The 12,194-nt window shown below is 72.7% G+C and carries 11 protein-coding genes; all 11 read left to right on the top strand.

Annotated elements, in window-relative coordinates:
- Positions 1–114: 114 nt before the first annotated feature.
- The 11 genes from AB0M16_RS32245 to kynU all read left to right on the top strand — a co-directional run bounded on the left by AB0M16_RS32245 (position 115) and on the right by kynU (position 12,068).
- Positions 115–930 carry an SRPBCC family protein gene (locus AB0M16_RS32245; RefSeq protein WP_365349296.1) on the top strand — a complete coding sequence of 272 codons (816 nt, stop codon included), beginning with the start codon at positions 115–117 and terminating at the stop codon, positions 928–930.
- 43 nt (positions 931–973) lie between these two features.
- Positions 974–1,771, top strand: coding sequence for an aldose 1-epimerase (locus AB0M16_RS32240; protein ID WP_365349294.1), 798 nt, complete (start codon positions 974–976; stop codon positions 1,769–1,771).
- 24 nt (positions 1,772–1,795) lie between these two features.
- Positions 1,796–2,344, top strand: a complete 549-nt coding sequence (pyrE, locus tag AB0M16_RS32235) for an orotate phosphoribosyltransferase (RefSeq protein WP_365349292.1) — start codon at positions 1,796–1,798, stop codon at positions 2,342–2,344.
- Positions 2,345–2,573: 229 nt separating this feature from the next.
- On the top strand, positions 2,574–3,596 hold the full coding sequence (gene fbaA / locus AB0M16_RS32230) for a class II fructose-bisphosphate aldolase (protein WP_365349290.1): 1,023 nt from the start codon (positions 2,574–2,576) through the stop codon (positions 3,594–3,596).
- Positions 3,597–3,668: 72 nt separating this feature from the next.
- Positions 3,669–4,859 (top strand): MalY/PatB family protein, encoded by a 1,191-nt coding sequence (locus AB0M16_RS32225; RefSeq protein WP_365349289.1) that lies wholly within the window; start codon positions 3,669–3,671, stop codon positions 4,857–4,859.
- Between the two features lie 66 nt (positions 4,860–4,925).
- Positions 4,926–6,917 carry an Ig-like domain repeat protein gene (locus AB0M16_RS32220; RefSeq protein ID WP_365349287.1) on the top strand — a complete coding sequence of 664 codons (1,992 nt, stop codon included), beginning with the start codon at positions 4,926–4,928 and terminating at the stop codon, positions 6,915–6,917.
- Between the two features lie 90 nt (positions 6,918–7,007).
- Complete coding sequence (locus AB0M16_RS32215; RefSeq protein ID WP_365349285.1) at positions 7,008–8,474, top strand: MFS transporter; 1,467 nt, start codon at positions 7,008–7,010, stop codon at positions 8,472–8,474.
- Between the two features lie 15 nt (positions 8,475–8,489).
- The gene (locus AB0M16_RS32210; protein WP_365349283.1) at positions 8,490–8,903 is read left to right on the top strand and encodes a DUF3151 domain-containing protein; all 414 of its coding nucleotides are present in this window, start codon (positions 8,490–8,492) and stop codon (positions 8,901–8,903) included.
- 207 nt (positions 8,904–9,110) lie between these two features.
- Complete coding sequence (locus AB0M16_RS32205) at positions 9,111–9,890, top strand: DUF3152 domain-containing protein (RefSeq protein WP_365349281.1); 780 nt, start codon at positions 9,111–9,113, stop codon at positions 9,888–9,890.
- A 113-nt stretch (positions 9,891–10,003) separates the two neighbouring features.
- Positions 10,004–10,867, top strand: a complete 864-nt coding sequence (locus tag AB0M16_RS32200) for a tryptophan 2,3-dioxygenase family protein (protein WP_365349279.1) — start codon at positions 10,004–10,006, stop codon at positions 10,865–10,867.
- On the top strand, positions 10,860–12,068 hold the full coding sequence (gene kynU, locus AB0M16_RS32195) for a kynureninase (RefSeq protein ID WP_365349277.1): 1,209 nt from the start codon (positions 10,860–10,862) through the stop codon (positions 12,066–12,068). The genes AB0M16_RS32200 and kynU overlap by 8 nt, the downstream gene beginning before the upstream one ends.
- The last annotated feature ends 126 nt before the right edge of the window (positions 12,069–12,194 follow it).

The raw sequence follows: 12,194 nt of genomic DNA, 5'->3' as shown, positions 1-12,194 counted from the left end.
AGCGCAGGCCCCGGACCCCGGCACCACCCACGGGTCGGACGATGCCCTCGGTGCCGACGCCGCCGGTGTCCGAACAGGCGACGGGCGGCCCCCGTCTGAGTAGGCTCGGCTTCCATGGAGCATGAGGTGTTCGTCCCGGTCCCGGCCGAGGTCCTGCGCGCCACGCTGACGGACCCCGCCCGGGCGGCGCGCTGCGTCCCCGGGTTCCAGCAGGACGCCGACGGCGAGGACGGCCCGCTCGCTGGCCGGTTGAAGGTCCGCGTCGGCGGCAACACCATCACCTACCGGGGCGCGCTGCGGATCACCGAGCGGGCCGGCCGTTTCGCCGTCGACGGCGAGGGCACCGAGGTCCGCGGCAGGGGCACGGCGACGCTCGCGCTCATGGTCGCGCTCACCCCCGTGGCCGAGGGCACCACGATCGGCTTCACCGGGCACGTGACAGCGGCCGGCCGGCTCGCCGACGCGGACGCCGACGCCCGGACGACGGCCGGGGCCCGGTTGCTCGACCGGTTCGCGGAAGCCCTGGCCGCCGTCGCGGACGTGGAGGCCGAGATCGCGGCGGAGGAGGCGGACGCCGACCTCGACGCGGTGGACCTGGACGGCGTCGACGACGGCGTGGAGGAGCCCGGCGCCTCGGTCTTCGACGCCCCGGTGCCGCCCCCGTCCCTGGATCCGCTCGCGGACGAGGAGTTCGCCGACCAGACCGGCACCGGCACCGGCCGCCCCGCCGAAGCCGCGCACGCCCGCCGGACCATGATCGGCCGGAGCGCCGAGGAGGTCGACCACGCCCCTCCGCGCGGGCGTTACGCCCCGGTCCCGGCCGTCGAGACCTCCAGTGCCGGCGCGACCCTGCGCTGGATCGCCCCCGCCGCCGCGCTCGCGCTGGCCTCCGCGGTCGTCGTCAGCCGCGCGCTGCGCCGCCGCCGCTGAGACCTGCGGGCCGGGCGACAGGACACCCCCTAATCTCGGGGACGTGACCAATCTGACGCGACTGACGGCCGGCGACGCCGAGTTGACCATCGATCCGGAGCACGGCTGCCGGATCGACAGCCTTCGAATCGGAGGCACCGAACTGCTGCTCCAGGGAGCCCGCTACGGCTGCTTCGTGATGGCGCCGTGGGCGGGCCGGACCGGGAACGGGCGCTTCCGCAACGGCGGCACCGTCCACCAGCTCCCCGTCAGCGAGCACGCGGCGCCGCACGCGATGCACGGCACCGCCCGTGACGTGCCGTGGAAGACGGCGTACGCGACCGGGACGACGGCGGCGTTCACCACGGAGCTGGCCGCCCCCTGGCCGTACGCGGGCACGGTCACCCAGACCGTCGAGCTGACCGAGGACTCCCTCACGCTGCAGCTCGGCGTCGAGACGGCCGGGGACTCCTTCCCGGCGCAGGCCGGCTGGCATCCCTGGTTCCACCGCACCCTCGGCGGCGACTCGCGCGAGGTGGAGGTCGGCTTCCACCCCGGCTGGCAGGAGCAGCGGGGTGCGGACCACCTGCCCACCGGCCGCCGGATCGACCCGGAGCCCCGCCCCTGGGACGACTGCTTCGGCATGCCGGACGGCGTGGACGTGACCCTCACCTGGCCGGACCGGATGGAGCTGCGGATCACCAGCAGGGCCGAGTGGGTCGTGATCTACGACGAGCCCGCCGACGCGGTCTGCGTCGAGCCGCAGTCCGGCCCGCCGAACGGTCTCAACACCCACCCGCGCCTGGTCACCCCGATCGACCCGCTGGAGGTCGCGACCACCTGGCGCTGGCGCAGCCTGTGACCGGGCGGCTTTAAGCTCGTGAGCATGACTGACGTACGCGCTGAGCTGCTCCAGCAGATCAAGGACAAGGCCGTGGTGCACGGCAAGGTGACCCTCTCGTCGGGTCTTGAGGCCGACTACTACGTCGATCTGCGCCGGATCACGCTCGACGGCGCGGCCGCGCCGCTCGTCGGCCAGGTCATGCTCGAACTGACCAAGGACCTGGACTTCGACGCGGTGGGCGGTCTGACCCTGGGCGCCGACCCGGTCGCGACCTCGATGCTGCACGCCTCCGCCGGGCGCGGTGAGCGCCTGGACGCCTTCGTCGTCCGCAAGGCCGCCAAGGCGCACGGCATGCAGCGCCAGGTCGAGGGCCCGGACATCAAGGGCCGTCGGGTCCTGATCGTGGAGGACACCTCGACGACCGGCGGCTCGCCGCTGACCGCGGTCGAGGCGGCGCGCGCGGCGGGCGCCGAGGTCGTGGCCGTCGCGACGATCGTCGACCGGGCCACCGGCGCCGGCGAGAAGATCAGCACGACCGCCGGGGTTCCTTACCTCTACGCGTACGCGCTCGACGAGCTCGGTCTGGCGTAACCGGAAGCGTCGCTTCGAAGTCGTGACCTAGGTCCCGGGACCTGCCCAAAACGGTCCTGACCTGCTGTTTTCCCGAAGGGCGGGGTGTTTCACGTGAAACACCCCGCCCTTCGTCGTGCCGGGCCTGTGGGAGCCCGCACAAGAGTCTGGAAGGATGGGGGCGACGATGACGTCGCCCCCAGGTCAGGGACAGCAACGCACACACCCGCACATCACAAGGAGCGGACGAATGCCCATCGCAACCCCCGAGGTCTACAACGAGATGCTCGACCGGGCGAAGGCAGGCAAGTTCGCCTACCCGGCCATCAACGTCACCTCGTCCCAGACCCTCCACGCCGCCCTGCGCGGCTTCGCGGAGGCCGAGAGCGACGGCATCATCCAGATCTCGACCGGTGGCGCCGAGTTCCTGGGCGGCCAGTACAGCAAGGACATGGTCACGGGCGCCGTCGCCCTGGCCGAGTTCGCGCACATCGTCGCGGCGAAGTACGACATCACCGTCGCGCTGCACACCGACCACTGCCCGAAGGACAAGCTGGACGGCTACGTCCGCCCGCTGCTCGACATCTCCGCCGAGCGCGTGGCCCGTGGTGAGAACCCGCTCTTCCAGTCGCACATGTGGGACGGCTCCGCCGAGACCCTCGCCGACAACCTGGCCATCGGCCAGGAGCTGCTCGCCAAGGCCGCCGCCGCCAAGATCATCCTCGAGGTCGAGATCACCCCGACCGGCGGCGAGGAGGACGGCGTCAGCCACGAGATCAACGACGAGCTGTACACCTCCGTCGACGACGCCATCCGCACCGCCGAGGCCCTGGGCCTGGGCGAGAAGGGGCGCTACCTGCTGGCCGCCTCCTTCGGCAACGTCCACGGCGTCTACAAGCCGGGCAACGTCGTGCTGCGCCCCGAGCTGCTCAAGGACCTCCAGGCGGGCGTCTCCGAGAAGTTCGGCAAGGCGTCCCCGTTCGACTTCGTCTTCCACGGCGGCTCCGGCTCGACCGCCGAGGAGATCGCCACCGCCATCGAGAACGGCGTGGTGAAGATGAACCTCGACACCGACACCCAGTACGCCTTCACGCGTCCGGTCGTGGACCACATGTTCCGCAACTACGACGGTGTCCTGAAGGTCGACGGCGAGGTCGGCAAGAAGTCGACCTACGACCCGCGCACCTGGGGCAAGCTCGCCGAGGCGGGCATGGCCCAGCGCGTCGGCGAGGCCTGTGCCGCGCTGCGCTCGGCCGGCCAGAAGCTGAAGTAAGCGCTGTTGTGCGACGGGCCCGGCGCCACGAGAGTGGTGCCGGGCCCGTCGTCGTACCCGAAGGGGTGGGGGATGTTCGACTTCGACCGTGAGATCGACCGGCACGGCACCTGGTCGGTCCAGTGGGACGGGATGGGCGACCGCTTCGGCGTCCCCGATCTGCTGCCGTTCACCGTCTCCGACATGGACTTCGCCTCCCCGCCGGCCGTTCTCGACGCGCTGCGCGAGCGCGTCGACCACGGAGTGTTCGGCTACACGGACTGGCGGCTCGGCGAGTTCCGGGAGGCCGTACGGGACTGGTACGCGAGCCGGTACGGCACGGCCGTCGACCCCGAGACGATGGTCTACGCCCCGTCGGTGCTCAGCCAGCTCTCCCAGCTGCTCCAGATGTGGACCGTGCCCGGCGACGGCGTCGTCGTCCACACGCCGACCTACGACGGCTTCCGCAAGGTGGTCACCGGCCTCGGCCGCGAGCTGCGCGGCGTCCCCGTCGGCGACCTCGACGCCCTGGAACGCGAGCTGGCCCGGCCCGACAGCCGCATGCTGCTGCTCTGCTCGCCGCACAACCCGACCGGCCGGGTATGGCGCGCGGACGAGCTGAAGGAGTTCGCCCGGCTCGCCGAACGGCACGGCGCGGCCGTGGTCAGCGACGAGATCCACGCCGACCTGACCGCCGCGGGCCACCGTCACGTCCCCTGGGCGGCGATCGCCGAACCCGGGCGCGGACGGCGCTGGGCCCTGATCACCTCCGGCACCAAGGCCTTCAACTTCCCCGCGCTCTCCGGCTCGTACGGCTTCCTCGGCGACCCCGACGAGCGGGTCGCGTTCGTCCGCCGCATGGAGACCGGCGAGGGTCTGGCCTCCCCGGCGGTGCTCTCCCTCACCGCCCACATCGCCGCCTACCGGCACGGCGCGCCCTGGCTGGACGCGCTGCGCGGCTACGTCGCCGGCACGATGGCCCTCGTCCAGGAGCGGCTCGCGGCCGGCCTTCCGGACGTCGACTGGTCCCCGCCGCAGGCCGGCTATCTCGCCTGGATCGACCTGCGGCCGCTGGGCATCGAGGAGTCGGCCCTCCAGGAGGAGCTGGTGACGGCCGAGCGGGTCGCGATCATGCCCGGCGGGACCTACGGCACCCCCGGCTTCGTCCGCCTCAACGTCGGCTGTCCCCGGGCCAAGGCCGAGCGGGGCGTCGACGCGCTGGTGCGGGCGGCTGCGCGGCTGACGCCCCGACGGATACCGGGAGGCGGAGCGTCCGAGGCGTGATCTAGGCTGCGTCCACCGCGCTTCGATCTGTGAAGCGCGAGGGATCATGTGGGGGGTCACATCATCGTGCGCAAGCGCACTCTCTCGGCCGCGACGGCGCTCGCGGTCCTCTTCAGCTCCGCGGCCCTGGTCGCGGGCACGGCGGGCACCGCGTCCGCCGACACCGGCAAGGTGCTGCCGGTGGCGTCCACCGGCGACATCGTGGTGGACGGCGTCCACCAGAAGGTCTTCATCAGCGACCCGACCGGCGGCACGTTGGTCGTCACCGACTACGCGGGCACGGTCCTGACCACCGTCCCCGGCCTGCCGGGCGTCCGGGGTCTGGAGATCTCGGCCGACTCGTCGCGCGTCTACGCCGCCGTGGCGGGCCACGGCACGATCGTCTCCGTGAACACGCAGACGCCGTCCGAGTTCACCGCCTACGACCTCGGCGAGGCGGAGAAGCCGGCCGACCTGGCCATCGCCGGCGGCAAGATCTGGTTCGGCTACGGCACGGCGGGCAACGGCCACGTGGGCTCGCTGGACCTCTCCGGCGCGGAGCCGGTCGTGGCCCTGGCCCAGGAGTCCGGCACCCTCGGTTTCTACAACCCGCCGCTGCTCGGCTCGGACCCGGCGGCGCCCAACCTGCTGGTCGCGGGCGAGCAGGGCATCAGCCCGGCGCACTTCGTGCTCTACGACGTGTCCACGGGCACGGCGACCCAGAAGGCGGTCCACGCCGAGTCGGACATGTCCAACCTGCGTGAGCTCGACATCACGCCGGACGGCAAGCAGGTCATCACCGCGAGCGGTTCCCCGTACTACCACCCGGCGTTCTCGACGGACGACCTCAAGGAGGTCATGCGCTACCCGTCCGGTGACTTCGGCAGCGCCGTGGACATCGCCCCCGACGGCACGGTCGCCGCGGGCACGAACTCCTGGTACGGCCCCGACCTGCACGTCTACCGCCCGGGCGACACCCATGTGGTCCGCCAGTACGACTTCCCGAACACGGGTGGCACGACCGGCGGGGACACCCTCTCGGACAGCGCCCTGGCCTGGGCGCCGGACAAGAGCAAGCTGTTCGCCGTCTCCGAGAACTACCCGGGCGTGCGCACGCTGCGCGTCTACGACGGTCCGACGCTCTCCGCGCCGGTGATCACCGTCAAGGCGCCCGCCACCGCCACCCGCGCCAAGGCGCTCACCGTGACCGGCACCGTCGCGGCGTCGGTCGCGCTGCCCGCAGGGGCGGCGGTCTCCGTGACGCGCTTCGACCTGGAGTCGCCGCAGGGCAAGGCGCTCGCCCCGGTGACCCTCGGGGCGAACGGGGCGTTCTCGTTCACCGACGTCCCGCCGGCCGGCGGCAACGTCACGTACAAGGTCGCGTACGCGGGCGACGCCGAGCACTCGGCCGCCGCCGGCACCGCGCTCGTCAAGGTGTCCCGGAACCGGACCGTGCTGACGCTCGACCGCAACGGCACCCTGGTCAACTACGGCACCACGCTCACCTACACGGCCACGCTCGGCCCGACGTACACGAACCGCGTCGTGGAGATCTGGGCGGACCCGTGGGGCCCGGAGCCCAAGCGGCTGCTCAAGCGCGGCACGGTCAACTCGGCCGGCAAGCTGTCCGCGTCGATGTGGATGAACCGCGACACGACCGTCACCGCGGTCTTCGCGGGCGACTCCCGGAGCGATGTCGCCGGCGCCAAGGCGGGCGTGTACACCAAGGCCGGCGTCTCGACCTCGCTGTCGCGGCACTACAAGTGGACCAGCATCGGCGGCACCTGGTACCAGACGTACCACCAGACCGCCGACCCGCTGATCACGACCTGGCACAACGCCTACCCGGGCCGGGCCACGCGGCTCGACTTCCAGGTCTGGTACGCGGGCGCCTGGCGCTCCGGCGCGAGCGACTTCTTCACGCTCGACCGGTACGGCAAGTCGTACGTCTCGATCGACGGCGACGGCGCGGCCGGCTACCGCTTCCGGATCCGCTCGGCGTACATCGACGGCGCCTCCGGCGACAACGTGAACGCCACCGCCTACGGGCCGTGGAAGTACTTCAACTTCACGCGCTGAGCGCCGTGGGCACCGTGCGTGCCCCCTGACCGAGGGCCCCGTCCGCCGTTCCGGTGGGCGGGGCCCCCGCGTTCGCGGGACGATGCAGGCATGGACATCCGGCTCGCCTCGGGTACGGGGCGGTGGATCGTGTTCACCACCGTCCTCGCCTCGGGAATGGCGCTGCTCGACTCCACGGTGGTGAACATCGCGCTGCCCCACATCGGCGAGGACCTGGGCGCCGACCTGGCCGCCCTGCAGTGGACCGTCAACGCCTACATGCTCACCCTGGCGGGCCTGATCCTGCTCGGCGGGTCGCTGGGCGACCGCTACGGGCGGCGGCGGGTGTTCGTGACGGGGGTGGTGTGGTTCGCGGCCGCCTCGCTGCTGTGCGGGCTCGCCCCGAACGCCGGCGTGCTGATCGCCGCCAGGGCCTTCCAGGGCGTCGGCGGGGCGCTGCTCACGCCCGGCTCGCTGGCGCTGATCCAGGCGAGCTTCCACGAGGACGACCGGGCCAGGGCGGTCGGCCTGTGGTCCGGTTTCGGCGGGGTGGGGGCGGCGATCGGGCCGTTCGTCGGCGGCTGGCTGGTGGACGGTCCCGGCTGGCGCTGGGTGTTCCTGCTGAACGTGCCGCTGGCCCTGATCTGCGTGCCCGTGGCGCTGCGGCACGTGCCCGAGTCGCGCGACCAGGCCGCGCACGGGCGCTTCGACGTGCTCGGCGCGGTCCTGGGCGCCGCCGGGCTCGCCCTGGTGACGTACGCGCTGATCGACGAGGCGTGGTGGGCGGGAGCGGCCGGGCTGGTGCTGGGCGTGTGGTTCGTCCTGGTGGAACGGCGGCGCGGCGAGGACGCGATGGTGCCGCTCTCGATCTTCCGCTCGCGGACCTTCACCGCGGTGAACCTGGTGACGCTGTGCGTGTACGCGGGGTTCAGCGGCTTCTTCTTCCTGGCCGCGCTGCAGCTCCAGGTGGTGTCCGGCTACTCGGCGCTCGCCGCCGGCACCGCCCTGCTGCCGACGACCGTCCTGATGCTGCTGCTCTCCGCGAAGTCCGGCGAGCTCGGCGAGAAGATCGGCCCGCGGCTGCCGCTCACCGTGGGGCCGCTGCTGTGCGCGGCGGGGATGCTGCTGATGCTGCGCGTGGGGGAGGACGCCGACTACCTGACGGACGTGCTGCCCGCGATGCTCGTCCTCGGACTGGGCATGACGACCCTGGTGGCCCCTCTCACGGCGACCGTGCTCGCCTCCGTGGACGTGTCCCGGGCGGGCCTGGCCAGCGGCATCAACAACGCGGCGGCCCGCGCGGCCGGCCTGGTGGCGGTGGCCGCTCTGCCGCTGCTCGCGGGCATGGGCCCGGAGGTCTACCGCTCGGCGGCCGAGTTCGACGCCACGTTCCAGCGGGCGATGCCGATCCTCGCAGGCGTTCTCGTGGCCGGCGGGATCCTGGCCTGGGCCACCCTGCGCGCCCCGGCGCAGGCGGACTGCCACCCCGGCTGCAAGGTGCACTGCGGGGTGACGGCCCCGCCCCTGGACCCCGGCGAGCCGGGGGAGGACGCCGCCGCCCCGCCACGGGAGAGCTGAGGCAGACTGGGCCCCATGGCACTCCACGAGAACCTGCTGGGGGGACCGCCCCCCACCCACCTGCCCGACGACCCGGAGCCGCGTGAGCTCCTGGCGTCCGGCGCCGCGCCGGCCGACGTCGCGGCGAAGTACCCGACCTCCTCGCTCGCCTGGGCCCAGCTCGCGGACGACGCGTACGAGGGCGGCCGCGTGATCGAGTCGTACGCCTACGCCCGTACCGGCTACCACCGGGGCCTCGACGCCCTGCGCCGCAACGGTTGGAAGGGCCACGGGCCGGTGCCGTGGGAGCACGAGCCGAACCGCGGCTTCCTGCGGGCGCTGCACGCGCTGGCGCGCGCGGCGGGCGAGATCGGTGAGAAGGACGAGTACGAGCGCTGCTCGACCTTCCTGCGGGACTCGTCGGGGACGGCCGCGGACACGCTGGGCTGACCTGCGCTGACGCTCCGGATCGTGCCCACCTCCCGGGTGGGGACGATCCGGACACGTCCTCCCGTGCCGTTCGAGCGCGTTCGAAAGGGTCGGTACGATCCTCCGGACCGCATGCAGGGGGGAACTGTCTTGGGGAAGCGTGCCGCGACGGCCAGTCGCCGACGAAGCAGGAGAAAACGGTCCTCGAAGGGGCGGCTGCTCCTTCCCGTGCTCGCCCTGGTGCTGGTCTCGCTCGGCTGCGGGGCCGCGCTGGCGCACTTCCGGGGGCAGGACGACGGGCGGAACACCGCCGCCGTCCCGCCGACGCCGACCGCCACCGCGGAGTCCCCGGCCCCGGCGCCGCCGAAGCCGAAACCCACGCCGCCCCCGAAGCCCACGCCCAAGCCGAAACCGAAGCCCACGGCGAAGAGGACGACGGTGCCGCAGGTCGGCGCCGGGAGCTTCACCACCGCCCAGGCGGCGGGCGAGGCCGTCGGCAGCGGCGGCTCGCTGCGCCGCTACCGCGTGCAGGTCGAGGACGGCGTCGACATCTCCGCCCGCGAGGCCGCCGAGGAGATCCAGCAGATCCTCGCCCATCCCCGGGGCTGGGCCGCGCACGGCCGGGGCCGCTTCCAGTTGGTCACGGAGGACGCCGACTTCGTCATCCGGATCGCGACCCCGGACACCGCCGACAAGCTCTGCGCCGCCAACGGCATGAACACCCACGGCGAGCTGAACTGCGAGACCACCTCCGGCGTCGTGGTCAACCTCAAGCGGTGGATGCTCGGCTCCCCGACCTTCGCCGGCCCGGCCCACGAATACCGGCATCTGATCATCAACCACGAGGTCGGGCACGAGATCGGCATCCGGCAGCACATGGGCTGCCCGGGGCCGGGCAGGCTCGCACCGGTCATGATGCAGCAGATCAAGGGCTTGAACGGCTGCCGTTCGAACGCTTATCCGTATGACGAAGACGGGATCTACATCACGGGTCCGATCGTGTCATGATGCGCTTGGGAGGCCGCGCGACGAAGCCCGCCTCCCGAGGGGACCGGGGCTCCCGTGCCGGAAGGGCCGAGAGGAGCGGACCGCTACCTGGAAGTTCGTACCAGGAGACAGAAATGTCAGCCTTCCAAGGTTCTCCCGATGCCTCCGGAGCCGGTGCGGTCGCCGAAGACGCGCCGAACCTCGACTTCGCGGGCACCACGCCGTACGAGGACTACGTCCAGGCGGACGTACTCACCCACCTCCAGCACCTCCGCTCGGACGACCCCGGCGAGATGGTCTTCCTGGTCACCACCCAGGTCATGGAGCTGTGGTTCACGGTGATCGTCCACGAGTGGGAGACCGCCGGCCGTGCGCTGCGCGGCGACGACCTCCCCACCGCCATGGACGCCCTCAAGCGCTCCGTCCGCGAGCTGGAGGCCCTCAACCACTCCTGGCGCCCGCTCGCCCAGCTCACCCCCGCCCAGTTCAACTCCTACCGAGGCGCCCTCGGCGAGGGCTCCGGCTTCCAGTCGGCGATGTACCGGCGCATGGAGTTCCTGCTCGGCGAGAAGTCGGCGTCGATGCTGGTGCCGCACCGCGGCGCGCCCCGCGTCCACGCCGAACTGGAGAAGGCCCTCCAGGAGCCCAGCCTCTACGACGAGACGCTGCGGCTGCTCGCCCGGCGCGGCCTGCCCGTCCCCGCCGAGGTCCTCGACCGCGACCGGGCGCTGCGCTACGAGCCCTCCGCCGAGGTCGAGCGGATCTGGGCCGGGATCTACGCCGACCCCGACGCCAACGCCGAACTCGTACGCCTCGGCGAGGCGCTGAGCGACGTCGCCGAACTGGTCTGGCGCTGGCGCAACGACCACCTGGTGGCCACCCGGCGCGCCATGGGCGCCAAGACCGGCACCGGCGGCTCGGCGGGCGTGGCCTGGCTGGAGAAGCGGGCGCAGAAGAACGTGTTCCCCGAGCTGTGGACGGCCCGCAGCCATGTCTGAGACCTTCGAGGAGCGCGCCCAGGCGCTCGACACCGCCGACGAGCTGGGCAAGCACCGTGAGAAGTTCGCCCTCGACGCCACCGTCTACCTCGACGGCAACTCGCTGGGCGCGCTGCCCGCGCACGTCCCCGCGCGCATGGCCGACGTCATCGCCCGCGAGTGGGGCGAGCTGCGCATCCGTTCCTGGGACGAGTCCGGCTGGTGGACCGCGCCCGAGCGGATCGGCGACCGGATCGCCCCGCTCGTCGGGGCGGCCGAGGGCCAGATCGTGGTCGGCGACTCGACCAGCGTGAACGTCTTCAAGGCGGTCGTCGCGGGCGCCCGGCTCGCCGGTGAGGGCCGGGACGAGATCCTGGTCGACGCGACGACCTTTCCCACGGACGGGTACATCGCCGAGGCCGCGGCGCGCCTGACCGGTCACCGGATCGTGCCGCTCGACCCCGCGGAGATACCCGGCGCGGTCGGCGACCGCACCGCCCTCGCCCTGGTCAACCACGTCGACTACCGCACCGGCCGGCTCCAGGACCTGCCCGGCGTCACCGCCGCGCTCCACGCGGCGGGCGCGCTCGCCGTCTGGGACCTGTGCCACAGCGCCGGCGCGCTGCCGGTCGGCCTGGACCGGCACGGCGTCGACCTGGCGATCGGCTGCACCTACAAGTACCTCAACGGTGGCCCCGGCGCGCCCGCGTACCTGTACGTCGCCGAGCGGCACCAGGGGCGCTTCGACTCGCCGCTGCCTGGCTGGAACTCGCACGCCGACCCCTTCGGGATGACCCCGGGCTACCGGGCCGCCGAAGGCGCGCTGCGCGGCCGGGTCGGCACCCCCGACATCCTGTCGATGTCCGCCCTGGAGGCGGCGCTCGACGTGTGGGACGGGGTGCGGATCGAGGACGTACGGGCCAAGTCCCTCGCCCTCACGGACTTCTTCCTGGAGTGCGTGCGGGCCTACGCCCCCGAGGGCCGGGTCGTCTCCGTGACCCCCGAGGCGCACGCGGAACGCGGCAGCCAGGTCGCACTGCGCTGCGCCGAGGCGCCCGCCGTCATGGCGGAGCTGATCCGCCGCGGCGTGGTGGGCGACCTGCGGCGTCCGGACGTCCTGCGGTTCGGCTTCACGCCTCTGTACGTCGGCTTCGCGGACGCGGAGCGGGCGGCGCGGGTGCTCGCGGAGGTCCTGCGGGACATCCCCGCGGCCACGGCGTAGCCCGGCCCCGCGACACGGCCGCCGGTACGGCCGCCGTGCATGCCTCCGGCATAGGTCAGATCATCGCCTGATCGCCTGATCTGTGGGGGCCGTACTCCTGATACGGTCCCCGCAGGTCAGGCCAAT

The organism is Streptomyces sp. NPDC051921, from assembly GCF_040680975.1.
GTDB lineage: Bacteria > Actinomycetota > Actinomycetes > Streptomycetales > Streptomycetaceae > Streptomyces.
Note: the sequence above shows the minus strand (reverse complement) of the source record. Positions and strands in the feature narration are given on the sequence as shown.